The following is a 19,045-nucleotide window of genomic DNA, read 5'->3' on the forward strand; positions in this document are numbered from 1 at the left end:
GCTATTTTGCCCACTTATGCTTGAATTACCAGTCCGATCTGCCGGTTTAGGCTGCTTGAGTGGCTGGATTCTTCGGTTTGCTGCGACGACGGCGACGGCGATTTTGCTCACCGCTTGGGCGCTCACCGCCCTGTGTTTTAGGTTTTTCACCCAAACGGCGACGTGGTGGACGCGCCTGTGGTTTTTCCTTAGGCTCAGGCACGGCATTCGGATCCGGTTCAAAGCCAGCTATCACCACCTTAGGCAGCTCGCGCTTAATCAGCTTTTCGATATCACGCAGCAGTTTATTTTCATCCACGCACACCAAGGATACTGCTTCACCAACATTGCCGGCCCGACCGGTACGACCGATGCGGTGTACATAATCTTCAGGCACATTAGGCAGTTCAAAATTCACCACATGCGGTAACTGGTCAATATCCAGACCACGGGCCGCAATGTCGGTAGCTACCAGCACTCTTACCTTGCCGGATTTAAAGTCAGCCAGTGCCCGGGTTCGTGCTCCCTGACTCTTGTTACCGTGAATGGCGGCGGCGGTCAGACCGTCTTTTTCCAATTGCTGGGCCAGGCGGTTAGCACCATGCTTAGTGCGGGTAAACACCAGCACCTGCTTCCAGTTATTAGCGCCAATCAGGTATGACAACAACTGGCGTTTCTGGTTTTTATCCACCGGATGGATAGTCTGTGCCACGGCTTCTGAGGCGGTATTGCGCCTGGCCACTTCAACCAGCACTGGCTGATCCAGTAAACCATCAGCCAGTGCTTTTATCTCATCCGAGAAAGTAGCTGAAAATAGCAGATTCTGACGCTTGGCCGGCAACAATTTCAGTACCCGGCGAATATCATGGATAAAACCCATATCCAACATACGGTCGGCTTCATCCAGCACCAGAATGTCCAGCTTGGACAGATCCACATTTCGTTGGTTAGCATGATCCAGCAAACGACCGGGAGTGGCCACCAGAATATCCACTCCACGTCTCAGCGCTGCGGTTTGCGGGTTAATGTTTACCCCACCAAAAATCACCGCACTGCTCAGCGGCAGGTACTTACCGTAATCAGCCACACTGTCACCCACTTGGGCGGCCAGTTCACGGGTTGGCGTAAGTACCAGTGCGCGCACCGGGCGAGGGCCCCTAACAGAGGGCAGGCTGCTTAAACGTTGCAATAGCGGCAAGGTAAAACCGGCGGTTTTCCCCGTACCAGTTTGGGCCGCGCCCATAACATCACGACCATCGAGGATCACAGGAATGGCCTGGGCCTGGATAGGGGTTGGCTGACTGTAGCCTTGTTCAGAAACAGCACGCAGCAGTTCGGCCGACAGGCCAAGCTCGTCAAATGAATTCAAAATTGTACTCCGTAACCGGCCTACTCAGTGCGAAGGCACTGACACGGTCTTAGGCGGGAAAATAAAAAACGTCTGGGGAATTTAGGTTGGGATTCGCTAGACAGGCACCGACCGACGGATGCCAAAAAAGAGGGGCGGATTATACCAGCACAGAGGAAAAATGTCTATGCGATGCCAAACAATATACCTTGGGAAATCCATCTGCATAGAAGGGGGGCTTTCTGCTCAAGAAAGTGCTAAGCACTGTTGACGCACCTCTTCGTCAGGAGGTTGTTTAAGACTGACAACTAAAAAGCCATTCTTCGTGCTGAATGGCTTTTTCACTCCCACCGATTAAGCGAACAACCTTACTGACTGCCGTATCGCCAAACTCTCACGTACACAAAAGCCAACACCGTCTCCGTTGTGATCGCCAGCCAAATACCGATACCAGCAAAACCACGAAGGAATTCAGCAGTACCAAGTAAAGCCAATGCGAACATTGATATTGCCAGACTCAAACAGATAGCTTGCCTGGCTTCAGAGTGAGGCGCATTTCTCCCCAAGAAGGTCAGCAATGCGATGCCCAACAGTAGTATCGCCGTTCTTCTCCCGACAAAAAACGTCGAACTATGCGGTTCAATTCCAAACAGGGTAAAAATTAAATTGGGAGAAATGAAAAGTACAATACATAAAATAAGCGTGATCGCTGACGTAATGAGACTGACCCGTTTAAAATTAAGCATAATAAAACTCCCTCATATGCTAGAGATGATGTCCATCCATTGAATCTAGGAACCTTAAGTGCGGGAAATATTTTCACTTAAAATTGGCAAAATCCAGCAATTAAAAAAGCATTATCACAAGAAAATATGTTTATTTTTATTGCTCTTTTCCTTGCCTATCCCTTAAGTCCGATATTGCAACACAACAACATTAGCGGGAACGCCAGAAGTTCAGTCCATTTGTTCAACAAGGCCCTCCACTGGGGGGTTAAGACTGACAGTAAAAAGGCAGCTAAGCGCTGCCTTTTTACTGACTTAATTAGTCTTATTTCTGGTAACGACGCAGCACTAGCGTGGCGTTAGTGCCACCAAAACCGAAACTGTTGGACATCACAGTATTCAGCTGGGCCTGACGAGGTGCAGTAACAATATCCAATCCGGCGGCTTTCTCATCCAGATTTTCAACGTTAACCGATGGCGCGATAAAGCCGTTTTCCAGCATCAATAAGCTATAGATGGCTTCATGGACACCTGCCGCACCCAGTGCGTGACCGGTCATAGCCTTAGTCGCACTGATAGCCGGTGACTTACCGCCAAATACCTGCTGAATGGCTTCCAGTTCCTTCACATCACCAACCGGCGTGGAGGTGCCGTGGGTATTCAGATAGTCAATATTCTCTTCGATACCTTGCATGGCTTGTTGCATACAACGCACCGCGCCCTCTCCGGACGGCGCAACCATATCATAGCCATCGGAGGTGGCCCCATAACCGATGATTTCAGCGTAGATCTTGGCACCACGATTCAGCGCATGCTCCAGCTCTTCCACTACCACCATACCGCCACCGCCGGAGATAACAAAGCCGTCGCGGCCTGCATCATAGGTACGGGACGCTTTATCCGGTGTTTCATTGTACTTTGTCGACAGTGCGCCCATAGCGTCAAACTGCATGGCCAGGGTCCAATCCACTTCCTCACCGCCACCGGCAAATACGATGTCCTGCTTACCTAATTGAATCTGCTCCAATGCATGGCCAATACAGTGCGCGCTGGTGGCACAGGCAGAGGAAATGGTGTAGTTAATACCTTTAATCTTAAAAGGCGTGGCCAGACAGGCTGACACTGTGCTGCTCATGGTGCGAGGCACCATATAAGGGCCGACACGTTTCACGCCTTTTTCACGCAGGATATCTGCAGCTTCCACCTGATTCTTGGAAGACGCGCCGCCGGAACCTGCGACCAGACCGGTACGCACATTGGACACCTGCTCTTCGCTCAGCCCTGAATCTTCAATGGCCTGCTGCATCGCGATATAGGCATAGGCGGCCGCTTCGCCCATAAAACGCAAGGCCTTGCGATCGATATGCTCGCTGACATCCAACTCGATATTGCCCCACACCTGACTACGCAGGCCCATATCGGCGAACTGCTGGGAGTGGCGAATGCCGCTCTTGCCCTGCTGCAGGGATTCCAGTACTTGCTGCTTATTGTTACCTATGCTGGACACCACGCCCAGACCGGTAATCACGGCTCTTCTCATTTTGATACCTTCACTTGAAAAAGTGTCCTTATGGTAATGATTTTCTCGACATAACTGGTCTGCTCTTTGTGACGCACAAACAGCACATTGGTTCCGCTCCATCGGCGGCCTGTAGACAATAGCCTAAGAACACAAATCAGGCCTGACAGCTTTTTACTGCCAACCGGCTATAGCGTAGAATATCGCCCTTAGCGAGCTGATAAAAGACCCTGCATGGCCATCGAAACCGCCCAAATTCATTTTAATCAACAAGGCACTCCCGTCGCCGAGGCCTTTGACGATGTGTACTTTTCCAATGCCGATGGCCTGGCCGAGACCCATTATGTATTTTTGCACAACAATCAGTTGCCTGCTCGCTGGCAGCAAACCGAGTCCGGGCATTTTGTAATTGCCGAAACAGGTTTTGGCACCGGCCTTAATTTTCTGGCCAGTTTTGCTGCTTTTGTCGATTTTCGCCGCCAGCAGCCACAATCTCCGCTAACCCGACTGTTTTTTATCTCCACCGAAAAGTTTCCGTTGAGCCGCGAAGATTTAACCCGCGCCCTCGCCCACTGGCCACAACTAAGCGACTACAGCAAACAATTAATCCTGGCTTACCCTTATCTCAGCGGCGGCTGCCATCGCCTACGTTTTGATGTACCAGGCGGTGAAGTGATGCTGGATTTATGGCTGGGTGACTTGCATGACCTACTCCCGCAGTGGCATCGCCCCGAACAAGGTTTAGTTGATGCCTGGTTTCTGGACGGTTTTGCGCCCAGCAAAAATCCAGATATGTGGACAGATGCACTATTTACTCAGATGGCCAGTCTAGCCCGCCCAGATTGTACTTTTGCGACCTTTACTGCGGCCGGCTTTGTCAAACGCGGCCTGCAACAAGCGGGGTTTAAGGTAGAAAAACGCAAAGGCTTTGGCCATAAGCGCGATATGTTGGCCGGTCACCTGGCTACACCGCCGAAAGCCGCCACTCAGGCACCTTGGTTTAAACGACGCGCCAGCCCGGCTAAAACTATTGCAATCGTTGGCGGCGGCCTGGCGGCGGCAACATTGAGTTATGCACTATGTCGGCGTGGATATCAGGTTAATCTGTACAGCCAAGGCATAGCTGATGGTGCTTCTGGTAACCGCCAGGGCGGCTTTTATCCCCAGTTACATGTGGATGACAATCTGGCCAGCCGCCTGCTTGCCCTGGCCTTTGATTTTGCCAGGCGCGAGTATCAGCCTGTATTAGCAACAAAAACGGTTCCCCATGACTTTTGTGGCGTGCTGCAAATTGCCTTCACTCCTGCCTTGCAGGAAAAACAGCAAAAGTTAGCCGCCAAAGGCCATTGGCCAGCGGACTTAATCACGCCGCTGGATGCCCAGCAAGCCACCGAACTGGCCAATATCGCCATTCCCTATCCCGCGCTGCATATGGCCGGCGGCGGCTGGATTAACCCTCAGGCACTGACCCAGGCGCTATTGGCGGCATGTGGAAACGCGCTTAATGTACAAAAAGGCAAGCAACTGCAAGAGCTGCACTATGATGTCGACGCCAAGCGCTGGCAATTAACATGGCAGGACGGTGGCGAGGATATTCATCCGGTCGTGGTGATGGCAACAGGGGCAGAGTCAGTGAATTTACCGCTGTTTGATGTACTGCCTCTTCGCCCCGTGCGAGGCCAGGTTGAACATATTCCCAGTCAAGCTGCCTATGGCGAATTGAAAACCGTGCTTTGCCACAAAGGTTATATGACGCCTGCCTTCGAGGGCCGACATGCGCTGGGGTCCACTTACGTCAAAATGGATATGAGCTGTGAGCATCGTGAAAGCGAAGCCGAGCAAAACCTCAACACCCATCGTCAGGCCATGCGTGACTGTGATTGGACACAAAGCCTGAAGACCGATGGACAGGGGCGCGCTTCTATTCGATTAGGTTTGCCGGATCATTTACCTTTAATGGGGGCTATGCCAGATATTGCCAGGCAAAAGCAGGACTATGCCGAGCTCTATTTGGGTAAAAAGGATATTAGCTACCCACAGGCGTGCGATTTGCCGGGTTTATATCTCTTTGTTGGCCTGGGCTCCCGCGGGCTTTGCAGCGCGCCGCTTCTGGCCGAGACCCTTGCCAGTCAGCTTACCGGCGAGCCGCTACCGCTGGATAACAGCATACTCGCCGCACTTAGCCCCAACCGCTTTGTGGTGCGCGACTGTCAGCGTAAGCCAGTTACCGACAACCAATAATTGTCACAACATCTCACCACGAAGAACACAGAGAACACGAAGAGATAAAGAGGCCTAAAACCAGGCAGGTCTCTTTCTTCGTGTACTTAGTGCCTTTCGTGGTTATTTTGAGTTTATTCCCCACCCCGACGCCCTCAAAGGACAAAAAAGATAAGAAAGTCTATGCCCCCAGCACTTGTATTCCTTCGTGTTCTTCGTGCCCTTTGTGGTTATCTGGAATTTATTTCTCACCACAGAGGACACAAAGGGTTTAGAAAGCTGTAGCGCCAGAACATTTCGCTTCTTTGTGTTTTCTCCAATTCGACGTTGCTCCGGCTCTAGGTCACAAAACGACTACTAGTCGCAGATCAGCCCCACTAATATAGCCCGCTGTATTTTTTCACTTTTTTGTTATCTGTGACTATCAAGGCCGGATCTTCAACGTTATATTGGTAAAAACGGATGCACAGGAAGTGCAGCGCGTGTTTGTGTTGTCACGTGGCCAATTTGGTATTCAATTCAGACCTGCCCAGACGGAGATCACGATGCTTGACAAGAATCAGCGTTTTATCAGCCGCCTTACCCGCGACACCTATGCCTTGATCCTGGCCGGCGGCAAAGGCTCCAGACTGTATGAACTAACCGAATGGCGAGCCAAGCCCTCAGTCTACTTCGGTGGTAAGTTCCGTATCATCGACTTTCCCTTATCTAACTGCCTGAATTCAGGTATCCGGAAAATTGGTGTCGCCACCCAGTACAAAGCCCACTCGCTGATTCAGCATCTGGTGCGCGGCTGGTCACATCTAAATGTTAATATGGGCGAGTTTGTTGATGTATTGCCAGCTTCCCAGCGCACCTCGGAAGCCTGGTATAAAGGGACTGCCGACGCCATATTCCAGAATATCGATATTATCCGCTCTGTGGCCCCTAAATACGTATTAGTGCTATCCGGCGACCATATCTACAAAATGGACTACGGTGAAATGCTGGCCTACCACGTGGAGTCCGGCGCCGATATGACGGTATCCTGCATTGAGGTCCCCATTGAGGAGGCGGCCGGTGCTTATGGCGTCATGACGGTTGACGAAGACTGGCGCATTCGTAAATTCGATGAAAAGCCGGCCAATCCCACACCACTACCAAAGGATCCCAATCTAACCCTGGCCTCCATGGGCAACTACATTTTCAATACCGAGTTTTTGTTTGATCAATTGGTCAAAGACGCCGACAACGACAGCTCCGAGCATGATTTTGGCAAGAATATCATTCCGTCTTTGATAGAAAGCTGCAAAGTGTACGCCTTCCCGTTTCGTAATCAGGATACCGGCGAGCGTGCTTACTGGCGCGATGTGGGCACCCTGGATGCGTTCTGGGAAGCCAATATGGAGCTAATTTCGGTGGTGCCCGAGCTTAATCTGTACGACGAAAGATGGCCGATTATGACCTATCAGGTACAGCAGCCGCCGGCCAAGTTTGTGCTGGAAGACAATGATCGGGTAGGTATGGCTACCAACTCCATGGTTTCTGGCGGTTGTGTGATTTCTGGCGCCCGTATTCGTGGCTCACTGCTGTTTTCCGAAGTCACGGTCAGCGATTATTCAAAAGTAGAAGACTCGGTGATCTTACCTGGTGTGCATATAGGTAAGCATTGTCATATCCGCAAAGCCATTATTGACCGCGGCGTGGATATTCCCGACGGTACGCAAATCGGCATCAACAAAGACGATGATCTGGCCCGCGGTTTTCGCGTCACCAGCAAAGGCGTGACGCTGGTCACAGCCGCCATGCTCGGCCAGCAACTAAAATGCTCTATCTAGGGCATTGACTCAGAAGTCGGTGGTTAACGGCCTTGTGTCAGCAATTGCTGCCACAGGGCCAATACTTGCTGCTGGTCGGCAGGGTCGAGCTCGTTGTTGGCAAAGGCATCGCTTAGGCTCTGCTGCATAGCCCTATCGAGATTTGCCAGACAGTAATTTGCCTGGGTCAGGGCTTTGGCTACCACCAGGGAAAAATGCCCGCTTAAGTAGCTGGAGATAAACAGCTCGTGATCACTGCCCTGCACCACCGCCTGATCAAAGGCATTTTCGGTAGTATCAACAAATTGGTTAAACGCCTGCTCAGACATAACTTCGGTTTCCTCTGGAAATAGTACGGGCTTAATCGGGTGACGCCACGGGGTAAAGCACTTCATCGTGAAAGCCGGTGATCACCGGGATAAGGCCACTTAACTGTTTATCCAGCTCGGCATCGCCGGTATCGGCAATAAGTGGTCTGCCCCCCAGTGCTTTTAACTTGGTTTTGGTGGCCACCAGCAAAATATTGTCGCGGCCAATAACGCGAATCAGCTTGGGGCTTAGCTGCTGGTTGCCCCGACCGAAAATATGTCCCTGACCACCGATTAAGGTAATCACCAGCTTAACGTCGTGGCCATCAATGGCGTCCAGCAGTTGGGCGGCGGTTAAATCACTGGCCACAAGCTGTTGGTGCTGTACCAGATCCACGCCCAGCAAGGTATTCTCCAGCCCCAGCTCAGTCATTATCGCCGCTACTGTGGAGCCAGAACCCATGATAAAAAGCTGTTCGTCCATTTGTTCAATGACATGGGCGGCAATATCTTCCAGCACCAGCTCATCGGACTCCTTACCGCCCATTTTCACGGCTTGCACATAACGCAGTTCACTGGGAATACGCATCTCGCCATAGCGGCGGGCACGCACTGTGCCCTCACGAAAGGCCGACTCATCAATATCCATCACATCGGCTTCCAGCAAACTGACCAGCTCGCCCTGTACCAGCATTTCCACCAGCCGCCCGGCCGCTTTTGGGGTAACACAATACACCCCGGAGTGAATTTTACAGCCGGCCGGAATACCCAGCACCGGCACGCGGTCTTCTACTGCCCTGCAAATATTACGCGCCGTGCCATCGCCACCGGCAAACAGCAGCAGGTCGACCTGCTCGGTTAGCATGGCCTTGGCGGCATTTTCGGTATCTTCGGCTTCTGACTGAGCAGGACTTTGGTAAATCACCTGGGTGCTAAAACCCATCTCACGGCACAAGTCTTCGCCCATGGGGCCGGATGCAGTGACTATCTGCAACTGCTGTTGATAAGGCAACAGCAGTGTCAGGGCCTGACGGGTGCGCTCAGGGGCCAGTTGCACCGCCCCCATGGCCAGAGCCTGTTCACGAATAGCCTTGCCGTCACTGCCCTTTAACGCCAAGGAACCGCCAATACCGGCGTAAGGGTTGATAATCAGTCCAAGCTTAAAGGACATGGGCGGGCTCCAGGGTAAAATTGGCCGGGCTTAAGATAGGCGTGGCATAGAACTGCTGCAAGCACTGCATAAACTGTCTGGCCCTGGGGGGGAACCCATTGGCCAGATAACTTAAGGCTTGGGCCTGTACGGCGCGGCTAAATGCGGCGCGATCCGGTTCAACGCCGTTCAGGTTATCCGTACTGACGCGAAAGGCTTTACCTGCCGCTGCGCACAACCCCCATTCGATGGCCTGGGGTTTTATCTCCACTTTTTCAAATTCGGCTTGCTGCACCGCATCCCGGCCATCCGGGCAATACCAGTAACCATAATCTTCCAGCTCGCGGCGCTTGGCGCCGGCCAGACACCAATGGGCAATCTCATGCAGGGCACTGGCATAGTAGCCATGGGCGAAAATTACCTGATGATAAGGGGTGTGGGAATTGGCGGGCAGGTATAAGGGCTCGTGTTCACCACGCACCAGACGGGTGTTGAAACTGGCGGCAAACTGGCCGTTAAACAGGGTAATTAAATCTTCCACCTGATGTATGTCTGACACGAGTAAGCCCTACAACCACAAAACGGCGCGGATTGTATCATTGCCAAGAGCTGTACCCAAGTTGTCGGCAGGGGCAAATCAAGCAATACAGCCAGAGCGGGGGGAGCCCCGCCTTGGTTAACATCTTAAAAGGTCACACTAAAACCTATCGAGGGGCGCATACCAAAGTCGTCTTCATTCTCTTTAAGGATAAGATCTGAGGTGGAATTGATCTTACGGTAGTCCAGGTCAATATGGCTGATGTTTTCGGTACCGAGGATATTCATCACTTCCAGCACCAGCTTGGCATCCAGACCGAAAAAATCGGTCATACGCTCAAAGCGCACATCCAGGCGACTGTATGTATCAAAGCGCTCGGAAAACGGCTCGCCGTAGATGGGTAGGAAACGTCCGTCAAAGTCCGGATTTTCGCGTACCCCCACTATCGGGGTGTAGGCCTGACCACTGCGGGCGGTGAAGTTAAAACCCCCATTCCAGCGCTCGTTAATTTGATAATTAAATACCGCATTCACCACCAAAGGCGTATCGGCATAATAGTTGCGGGTCACATCGGCGCGCAGGTCGGTACGTTCACTTTTGCCATAGCTTACCGAAAACCAGCCATACCAGCGGTCGGTACGATTTTTATTGACCATCAGATCCACGCCGTAGGCTCGGCCTTCTACCTCATTGCTGTACAGTTTGTCCGCATCACCATAGCCACTGAGGCCCAACGGCAGCTTATCCATGGTCTTATAGTAAGTCTCTACTGACCAGCTCCACTCGTCGGCCAGATCCTGTTCATAGCCAATACTGGTATGCATGGCAGTTTGCGAGTCCAGCTCTGGATTACCAATATCCTCAACCAGATATTCGATATCCTGCAGACGATTGTAGCGACCCGCCTTGAGGTTAATACGGTTGCTGTCATTTAACTGATAGCGCAGAGCCAGGCGAGGGTTGATAAAGTTCTCGTCGGTTAAATCGTTACGGTGCCACTGCACACCAAGCTCCGATTGCAGCGCATCATTGATTTGCCAGATATGTGACGCCGCAAGCATCTGGCTGGTGTAATCCACCTTGTGCTTATCGGTGATGCGCTCACCTTTTTTCAGGTCACAATCCGGGTCAAGCTCAGTACAGTTGTACAGGAACATGTCGTAGTCAAAGACCACCTGATGGTCAAAATAGCCAGCATCAAACAGCAGGTGATGTTTTTCATTGAGCCGATAATTCAGACGCCCCTTGAGAGACAGTTGCTTGTTTTCTTTATCCTGGAAAAAGCCGTCTGTGCCGGTGGCCTGTTTACCGTATTCCAGGCGTTCATCCCCCGCAAGCGAGCCAATACCCAACTTGAATTGATAATTCTGGGCAAAGTGATCCCAAATCAGGCTTTGGCTGTTAAAGCCGCGTTTAAATTTGGCATCCCCCTGATACTCAGGATTTTTCAGTGAAAATTCGGCCAGTTGACTGAAATTGGCCGCGGCGCTGTCGTTTGCGCCGGTAAAGGAAAGACTAAACTGGTTGTTGCCATTGGGCTCCCACACCAGCTTGCCTTGGTAGTCGTTGTCATCCGGAGCGTCATTAATGATTACCCCGGTTTTCTCGCCGTCTTCATCCTCAATTTCTTCGCCCTCGGAAAAGAACAACGGCAACATACTTTTTCGTCCAGACAAATAAAACGCCAGGTTGTCGGTAATGGCCCCTTCCACAAACACCCCGGCATTAAACAAGCTGAAGTCCAACGTTGTTTTCACCGCTTGGTATTTGGGATTACGTAAGGCCACATCAAACACCGCGCCGGTTACGTTAGCGTAACTGGTACCATAGGCCGCAGAATAAAGCTGAAAATCCTGCAGCAGGTACTTGTTAAAAATAGAGTTGCCAAAGTCATGGAAAATATAACCCGCGGGCATAAAGTCCACTTCAAAGCTGTTATCGCTGGGGGAGGAGCCGCGCACCGCCGGTGACGACATGGAGCCCCCCGCGGCCACCACGCCCGGCAAGGCAAATACCGCTTGCAGTGGGTCGCCCAAGGCGCCAGGCATGGCGACAAGCTTTTCACTGCTTTCGGTAATTTCAGACAAAATACTGCTGCGCTTGTGGACAACTTCGATTTTTTCCAGGCGTTCCTGTGCCCCCAAGCCCTGACTGATAAAAACGGTCAGCGCAATGGCCGACAGTTTAAAAGGTAAATTCTGCATGGCATGTTCCTGCTAATGAATGTGCAGGTAACAGCATAAGTAGTGCATCGTCAGGAAGCTGTGAGAGCTCTGTGATGAGTTGTTGCCCTTTGTATAAAACTGTAGGTCAGCGCGCTGGCTCGGATGCACATTCCAGATGGCGTGAGGGGATAAGCAGAATCACCACTAGCGACACACCCACTACCATAGCCGCAGCTAAAAACGCCTGTGTGGCGCCCTGCCCTTGCTGCCACAGCAATCCGGCGCCAAAGTTACCCACAGCGCCGCCAAGGCCACCCGCCAGACTGACATACAGCGCCTGCCCGCGACTTTGATAACGGCGTCCAAAATAACGATGAATAAACTGAATAGCCGTGGCGTGGGTTAAACCAAAGCTGGCGGCATGAATACATTGGGTGGCAATCAGCACCCAGGGCAGATGAGCAAAGTGTGCCAGCAGCGCCCATCTGACCACGGTTAATGCCAGGCTGATAAGTAGCATCCATTTGATGCCAAAACGCTGAATTAACCTGCCGGCCTTCAAAAAAATCAGGATTTCGGCTAATACCCCAAGTGACAGCAACAAGCCGGTTTGCATACCGCTGTAACCCAGGTCTTTCATAAACAGGGTAAAGAAGCTGTTGTAGGGGCCAAACCCTACCTGCAATAAGCATAACGCCAAAATAAAGCCAAGAAATACCGGGCTTTTTAACTTGCTCCAAATAGAGCCTGTATGCGGCGAGTTATCCGGCAGCTGTTCGGGCTCACGTAAACGGGTGCTGACCAGTAACAAAGCGGCCAGTAACGCCAGGCAGATAACCAGCAAGACTTCGGTGCCAAACCAGTCAATCAGCCGTCCGGCACTGATGGTCAAAAGGATAAACCCCAGACTGCCCCACAGGCGAATACGGCTGTATTTGTGTGCGTCCCCCGCCACAGAGTTGAGAGTAATTACCTCCATCTGCGGCATAATGGCGGTCCAGAACATCATGATCAGACCAAAACACAAGGTCAGGCCCCAGAAGCCATCCGCGATAAAAATCACAAAGAAACTGGCCAGCGCCAAGGCCGCACCAATTTGCAAAATGCGTAAACTCTTGCCGCTGCGATCGGCCAGATTAGCCCACAGATTCGGGCCAAGAATTCGGGTCAGGGTGATAAGCGCCAGCAACTGGCCGATTTCTACCGAGTTAAGCCCGCGCCCATCCAGAAACATAGCCAGATACGGAGTTAACACCCCCAGCTGGCCGAAATATAAAAGGTAAGCCAGGGCCAGCCAAATCAGCGGGCCACGGCCGATGGGACTGGGGTTACTCAGACAGATTTCCCGGCAGTACTGGTGTTTGTGAGCAAACGTCGGCGTTTTGCCCGCGATGACGCAGGAAGTGGTCCATCAACACTAACGCCAGCATGGCTTCAGCAATAGGCACCGCACGAATACCCACACAAGGGTCGTGACGACCTTTAGTGATGACTTCGGCTGATTGTCCGTTAATATCAACGGTTTCGCCCGGCACACTGATACTGGAGGTAGGCTTAAGGGCCAGATGCACCAGAATATCCTGGCCACTGGATATGCCGCCCAGAATGCCACCGGCACTATTGCTGGTAAAGCCTTGAGGTGTCATGGCATCGCGATGCTCAGAGCCTTTTTGCTCAACCACAGCAAAACCATCACCGATTTCCACGCCTTTAACCGCATTGATGCCCATCATGGCGTGGGCAATATCGGCGTCCAAACGGTCAAATACCGGCTCGCCCAGGCCAACCGGCACATGGCAGGCCACCACTGACACTTTAGCGCCAATGGAATCCCCTGATTTTTTCAGGTCGCGCATGTACTCGTCCAACGCTTCCAGTTTGGCCGCATCGGCACAGAAGAACGGGTTGTCATTGGTAATAGACAGGTCTACCGGCGCCAGTTCAATAGGGCCTAGCTGCGACAGATAACCGGTAATCTCAATACCCAATTTATCTTTCAGATATTTTTTGGCGATGGCACCAGCCGCAACACGAATAGCCGTTTCACGGGCACTGGAACGGCCACCACCACGGTAATCGCGCAGGCCGTATTTTTGCTGGTAAGTATAATCTGCATGGCCGGGACGGAAGATATCTTTAATATTGGAATAGTCTTTGGACCGCTGATCGGTGTTTTCAATCAACAAGCCGATGGACGTACCAGTGGTTTTGCCTTCAAACACGCCAGATAGAATTTTCACCACATCGTCTTCGCGCCGCGCCGTGGTATAGCGTGAGGTACCGGGTTTGCGTCTGTCCAGATCGATTTGCAGATCCGCTTCGCTTAGTTCCAATCCCGGGGGACAACCATCGATCACACCGCCAAGGGCAATACCGTGGCTCTCGCCAAAGGTGGTAACGGTAAAGAGTCTTCCAAAATGATTTCCAGCCATAGTGTTGCTTTATTCTCTATCCTGCTTGTTGATTCCAATAGGCCACCAGATCCGCACGGCTAATGGCAAAAACGCCCAAACCGCCCTGTTCAAAGTCCAGCCAGCTTAACGGCAACTCGGGGTATTGCTGCTCCATGTGCACCATGGAGTTACCCACTTCCACAAACAACCAACCGCGCTCGGTCAGATGCTGGGGTGCCTCTTTTAATAAGGTATGTACCAGATCCAGCCCGTCTTCGCCGGCTGCCAGACCCAGCTCAGGCTCATGGTGAAACTCTTCGGGCAGATCCGCCATGTCTTCTGCATCCACATAAGGGGGATTGGCAATAATCAGGTCGTAGCGCTGCCCGCCGAGATTGGCATAAAGATCAGACTGGATAGGGAAAACCCGTTCGCCTAGTCCATGCTCCTGAATATTAATATCTGCTACCTGCAGCGCATCCGGGCTGATATCTACCGCATCCACTTGAGCGTCGGGCCAGGTATACGCCGCCGCAATGGCAATGCAGGCGCTGCCGGTGCACATGTCCAATACCGTATCAGGTTCATAGTCGAGCCAAGGGGTGAAATGGTTCACCAGCATCTCGGCAAAGGGGGAGCGCGGTACTAATACCCGCTCATCCACATAAAATGGCAGACCACAGAACCAAGCCTGATTGGTCAGATAAGCCAGCGGAATCCGCTCTTCAACGCGGCGCTGCACCAGTTCTACAATCTGCAGCTTCTCGGTTTGGGTAAGACGCGCATTGTACAAGGCAGCAGGATCCTGCTGAGGCAAATGCAACACCTGCAATACGAGGCACACCGCTTCATCCCAGGCATTGTCGGTACCATGGCCGAAATACAGGCCGGCTTCGTTGAAGCGGCTCATGGTCCAGCGCATCATATCCAGCAGGCTATGTAGGTCGGTAACGGCATCTGGCCATTTGAGCTTATCTGTCATGAATTAATATCCGAATAAAAACCGCGGCTATTATGCCAGTTGCCGGCCTCTGTGCCGACTGTAAATAGGCCACAAGGTGAAAAAACCTGTTCACCTAGCTCTATGCCGTCATAAGCAGCCTTGTTATTATGCCGGCAGATTTAGCCAAGCAATGACCCCATGAGCAAGAAAACCGACCTCAATGATGATGATCTGTCGCTGTTTCACAGTGAAATCAGAGGAGTCAGACGCATAAGGCAGGACAAAATACCCCCCCCGCCTCCCGGCAGCAAGTTTAAAACCGCAGAGCTTAGATCAAAGCGAACTAACCAGCAGGAACGACTGGACGCCCGTCAAGCGGCAGCCAGTTTTGCGTTTTCGGATGGCTTTGAAGCCTGGTTTGACCCAAACCAGCCGCTGAAATACGTTAAGCCAGGCAGCGACAGCCATGAAGTGAAGCGACTACGACGAGGAGACTACCCGCCAGATTTGATACTGGATCTGCATGGATTGAAACGAGACGACGCCAAACTGGAAATTGCTGCCCTACTGCATACGGCCATTAAACAGCACTGTGCCTGCGTGTGTATAGTGCATGGTATAGGTGAGCATATCTTGAAAAAATCTGTGCCAAACTGGCTGGTACAACACCCCGACGTATTGGCCTTTCATCAGGCTCCGCTGGAATGGGGCGGCAACGGCGCCCTGCTGGTATTACTCAGCAGCGAGAATCCTCGCCGCCGCTAATCTTCAAAAGCTAAACAGACCTAGCCGAATATCATCCGCCATAACCAGCTTTTATCTAAATCTTCCTGACAGATTTTCAGTTGCCCCGCGTACCGTAAAGAGCGCTCTTTAACTCTAGATGCCACTTTCTTTAACCAAGCTTTTCGGTTGTAACTTTTTTTCTTATAGCCCCCCCACCCTTCGTGGTAATTAAGGTACTGAGCGTAAGCATCCCATTTAGACACGCCGTTGATTTTATTACTTTTGCTGATAAACCAGCCCATAAAATCCATAGCATCGTCAAAGTCTTCCCGCGATGCCCAGCCATTGCCGGTTTCGCGCACATAATCCTGCCAGGTGGGCGTTTTCGCCTGAGAGTAACCGTAGGCCGAGCTGACTCGTCCCCAGGGGATTAAGCCAAAAAACACATAGTCGCGAGGCGGCAATGCGTCATGGCGAAAAGAGCTCTCCTGATACATCATGGCCATAGGCACATGAATAGGTACGCCCCATCTATCCTTCATATCGCTGGCGGCGTCATACCAATCACGCTTTTCGTAAAAAATTTCACAGATATTACTGCTGTCTTTAGGCGGACTGGTGGCGCAGCCCGCTAGTAACAAGGGCAGAAGGCAACAAAACGGCAGTAAAAATTTTTTTTGCATCAAACTGAACTTCTTTCCACTAATCAACTCTGAGTATATGTGTGTTTGAGTGTGTCCCTAGTAAATTAGTTGCCTGGCCTGAGTGCCAGGCTTTTTTTTACCTGGATTTTGCTCAGGCGCAGTTCTTGCCGGCTTGAGCAAAATACTCTTGCAAAAATGCATCAAAGGACTGCTTATCGGCTTGCTCTGCATCTCGCTGAGCCTGCAATGAAGTCAGTGCCATCTGTTCCAATTCTTGCTCGCTATGGTAGCTATACTGATGCTGCAACAAACGCTGCTTATACTGCTTCGCCATTTGTAAGGCATAAGCCCCGGTGCCTTCACCTGTGCTTTGCAAATGATGAAGGATACGTGCCGATGGGGTCAGTTCAGGATGCTCAATCTTCTCCAGCTCATGCTGTACTGAGCTTTGATAAGCATTGCCGCCATGCACCTGATCCAGCACTTTAGCCACCTCCATCATGCCCGCAAACAGTTCAGTGGCCCAGTCATAAAGCGTCACCGACTGGCCTTGGTTGTTTAGCTGTAATCCTGGCTTGCGGCCTTCCAGTACCACCGCGCGAAGATTCTGCTCCGTCTGCGCAAACCCATCACTGTCCATCTCAGCACTTGGGGTAATCGCGCAATACACCAAAAAAGCTTCAAGGAAGTAAAACTGCTCAAGAGAAATTCCCACTTCACTGAACGGATTGACGTCCAGCGCCCGCACCTCAATATAGCTCACCCCGCGAGCAGCCAGGGCGTCGGTGGGCTTTTCTAACTTAAGGGTGGGCTGTTTTGGCCGGATGGGTGAATAGAGTTCGTTCTCAATTTGCAGCACATTGGCATTCAGTTGCTGGTACTGACCGTCTTCTTTAACCGCAAACCTGGCATACTCTGCTGACGGCGTATTAATGGCCTGACGCAAAGAATGTACATAATTGTCCAGTTCGTTGTAACAAACATTCAGCCCCGACTGCGCCTTATTGGTATAGCCCAAATCGCTCATTCGCAGCGACGTAGCGTAAGGCAGAAAGTAAGCGCCGCTGGGCAGACGTTCAAAGGGCAAACTTGATTTATTATCCTTGATAAAGGAGCCGCACAGCGCTGGAGAAGCACCATACAAGTAGGGAATCAGCCAACAAAAACGGCGATAGTTTCGAACCAAAGCAAAATACGCGGCTGAAACACCATCCTGATCAGCTTTACCGCCGGTTACGGCCGGCAACCACTTGTCCCAGAATGCCTGCGGTAGTGAGAAGTTAAAATGCACGCCGGCAATGGCCTGCATCATACTGCCATAGCGATTTTTCAAACCCACACGATACAAGGTTTTCATTTTGCCGACATTAGACGTGCCGTATTGAGCAATAGGAATGCTCTCTTCGCTTTCAATGTAGCAAGGCATGCTCATCGGCCATAAACGCTCATCCCCCATACGGGCTAAGACAAACTTATGGATATCGCGCAATTGGGCCAGGGCCTGACGAGGATCCTGGTGTGGAATGGTAATAAACTCTAGCAGCGCTTCTGAAAAATCCGTGGTGATATACTCATGGGTCAAAGCCGACCCCAGCGCGTTGGGATGAGGCGTCTGTGCAATACTGCCATTCCCGTTGATTCTCAGGGTTTCCCGTTCAATTCCCCGCATAACACCTTTTAATGTGTCAGCAACCTCTGGCATGGCCAGAATGGAAAGTCGTTGGGCGAAAGTCGATGTATTCTGCTGCAAAATCGATCCTAATTTGGATACAAGACCCCATAGATGGGTAGTATTAAACTAATTTCAAGCGTTGCCAACTGAGCATTTTTGTAAAGCCAGCTTACTTTGCCTGAAACACTGGCTACTTCCCGACCGGTAGGTGAGGGTAAATATTTCAAAATTCTGTAACGAATTGGTCATTTGTCGTATCCCGATAAGATTTCCTGTTAACATTAGCAGTGGGTTAACCTCCCCCACCTTGACTGTGGCTAGCATGGAAACAGACAGGAGCCCTCATGACGCAGTATTTGGATATGGACTTTGCCTTGCAACAATTAGGCGGTGACCAGGCATTGCTGGAAAAGATGTTTAAGCGTTTTGTCCAGCAATACACCCAGGCCATGACCAACACACAGCAATTAATGGCCGAACATCGTTGGCAAGATGCCCGTCTGTTGGTACACAGCGTCAAGGGCGTGGCAGGAAACCTGGGCATGACGCCCCTGTATCAAGCAGCCACTCACCTAGAGCTGCGCCTCAAACAAGAGACTGAGGACGCTGAAGCCTTTTTAGGGCCTTTTTTACATGCCTTACAGGAAACCCTCAAACAACTCAGCACATTGCAACCAGTCAGTCCCAGCGACCAACCAGAGCGGGCAACACAACGGGATCTCCAAGCTGTTGACAACTTATTTAGTTGTTTAAAACGCAATGAGTTCATCTCGCCAACACAGCTGGATACCTGGCTGAATGCCATGGCATTAGCACCTGAAGATCAGAGTAAGTTGCATGATTTGATCAGCGACTTGGAGTACCATCAGGCCATTGAGTTATTAGCACAAATTCAGGATCCATCCTGACCTTTCAGCAG

At 51.4% G+C, this 19,045-nt stretch carries 16 protein-coding genes; 4 read left to right on the plus strand and 12 right to left on the minus strand.

Annotation, left to right across the window (positions count from 1 at the left end):
• Positions 1–46 precede the first annotated feature (46 nt).
• The 3 genes from IEX02_RS17355 to fabB form a co-directional block, all read right to left on the minus strand.
• Positions 47–1,348 (minus strand): DEAD/DEAH box helicase, encoded by a 1,302-nt coding sequence (locus tag IEX02_RS17355; protein ID WP_188698126.1) that lies wholly within the window; start codon positions 1,346–1,348, stop codon positions 47–49.
• Between the two features lie 347 nt (positions 1,349–1,695).
• On the minus strand, positions 1,696–2,073 hold the full coding sequence (locus IEX02_RS17360) for a hypothetical protein (RefSeq protein WP_188698129.1): 378 nt from the start codon (positions 2,071–2,073) through the stop codon (positions 1,696–1,698).
• A gap of 304 nt (positions 2,074–2,377) precedes the next feature.
• Positions 2,378–3,592: a beta-ketoacyl-ACP synthase I gene (gene fabB / locus IEX02_RS17365; protein ID WP_188698131.1), complete on the minus strand. Its 1,215-nt coding sequence runs from the start codon at positions 3,590–3,592 to the stop codon at positions 2,378–2,380.
• A gap of 213 nt (positions 3,593–3,805) precedes the next feature.
• Between fabB and mnmC the strand changes: the two genes are divergently transcribed.
• Together mnmC and glgC are read left to right on the plus strand one after the other, a co-directional pair.
• Positions 3,806–5,812, plus strand: a complete 2,007-nt coding sequence (mnmC, locus tag IEX02_RS17370) for a bifunctional tRNA (5-methylaminomethyl-2-thiouridine)(34)-methyltransferase MnmC2/FAD-dependent 5-carboxymethylaminomethyl-2-thiouridine(34) oxidoreductase MnmC1 (protein ID WP_188698134.1) — start codon at positions 3,806–3,808, stop codon at positions 5,810–5,812.
• Between the two features lie 524 nt (positions 5,813–6,336).
• Entirely contained in the window at positions 6,337–7,608 is a 1,272-nt protein-coding gene (gene glgC / locus IEX02_RS17375; RefSeq protein WP_188698137.1) for a glucose-1-phosphate adenylyltransferase, read from the plus strand.
• A 23-nt stretch (positions 7,609–7,631) separates the two neighbouring features.
• Here glgC and IEX02_RS17380 read toward each other — a convergent pair whose 3' ends face one another.
• The 7 genes from IEX02_RS17380 to prmB form a co-directional block, all read right to left on the minus strand.
• The gene (locus tag IEX02_RS17380) at positions 7,632–7,916 is read right to left on the minus strand and encodes a YfcL family protein (protein WP_188698140.1); all 285 of its coding nucleotides are present in this window, start codon (positions 7,914–7,916) and stop codon (positions 7,632–7,634) included.
• Between the two features lie 31 nt (positions 7,917–7,947).
• Positions 7,948–9,066 carry an ATP-NAD kinase family protein gene (locus tag IEX02_RS17385; protein WP_188698143.1) on the minus strand — a complete coding sequence of 373 codons (1,119 nt, stop codon included), beginning with the start codon at positions 9,064–9,066 and terminating at the stop codon, positions 7,948–7,950.
• The gene (locus tag IEX02_RS17390; protein WP_229702288.1) at positions 9,056–9,595 is read right to left on the minus strand and encodes an elongation factor P hydroxylase; all 540 of its coding nucleotides are present in this window, start codon (positions 9,593–9,595) and stop codon (positions 9,056–9,058) included. Before IEX02_RS17390 ends, IEX02_RS17385 begins: the two co-directional genes overlap by 11 nt.
• Positions 9,596–9,729: 134 nt before the next feature.
• Entirely contained in the window at positions 9,730–11,787 is a 2,058-nt protein-coding gene (locus IEX02_RS17395) for a TonB-dependent receptor plug domain-containing protein (RefSeq protein ID WP_188698148.1), read from the minus strand.
• A 106-nt stretch (positions 11,788–11,893) separates the two neighbouring features.
• Entirely contained in the window at positions 11,894–13,090 is a 1,197-nt protein-coding gene (locus IEX02_RS17400; RefSeq protein ID WP_308422509.1) for an MFS transporter, read from the minus strand.
• The gene (gene aroC, locus IEX02_RS17405; RefSeq protein ID WP_188698151.1) at positions 13,077–14,180 is read right to left on the minus strand and encodes a chorismate synthase; all 1,104 of its coding nucleotides are present in this window, start codon (positions 14,178–14,180) and stop codon (positions 13,077–13,079) included. The genes IEX02_RS17400 and aroC overlap by 14 nt, the downstream gene beginning before the upstream one ends.
• A gap of 16 nt (positions 14,181–14,196) precedes the next feature.
• Complete coding sequence (gene prmB, locus IEX02_RS17410) at positions 14,197–15,123, minus strand: 50S ribosomal protein L3 N(5)-glutamine methyltransferase (protein WP_188698154.1); 927 nt, start codon at positions 15,121–15,123, stop codon at positions 14,197–14,199.
• 159 nt (positions 15,124–15,282) lie between these two features.
• Between prmB and smrB the strand changes: the two genes are divergently transcribed.
• The gene (smrB, locus tag IEX02_RS17415) at positions 15,283–15,849 is read left to right on the plus strand and encodes an endonuclease SmrB (protein ID WP_188698157.1); all 567 of its coding nucleotides are present in this window, start codon (positions 15,283–15,285) and stop codon (positions 15,847–15,849) included.
• A gap of 20 nt (positions 15,850–15,869) precedes the next feature.
• Here smrB and IEX02_RS17420 read toward each other — a convergent pair whose 3' ends face one another.
• The gene (locus IEX02_RS17420; RefSeq protein WP_188698160.1) at positions 15,870–16,493 is read right to left on the minus strand and encodes a transglycosylase SLT domain-containing protein; all 624 of its coding nucleotides are present in this window, start codon (positions 16,491–16,493) and stop codon (positions 15,870–15,872) included.
• 112 nt (positions 16,494–16,605) lie between these two features.
• Positions 16,606–18,204: a glutamate--cysteine ligase gene (gene gshA, locus IEX02_RS17425; RefSeq protein ID WP_188698163.1), complete on the minus strand. Its 1,599-nt coding sequence runs from the start codon at positions 18,202–18,204 to the stop codon at positions 16,606–16,608.
• Between the two features lie 266 nt (positions 18,205–18,470).
• Between gshA and IEX02_RS17430 the strand changes: the two genes are divergently transcribed.
• On the plus strand, positions 18,471–19,034 hold the full coding sequence (locus IEX02_RS17430; protein ID WP_188698166.1) for an Hpt domain-containing protein: 564 nt from the start codon (positions 18,471–18,473) through the stop codon (positions 19,032–19,034).
• Positions 19,035–19,045 lie beyond the last annotated feature (11 nt).

It is taken from the genome of Bowmanella pacifica, from assembly GCF_014645355.1.
Lineage (GTDB): Bacteria > Pseudomonadota > Gammaproteobacteria > Enterobacterales > Alteromonadaceae > Bowmanella > Bowmanella pacifica.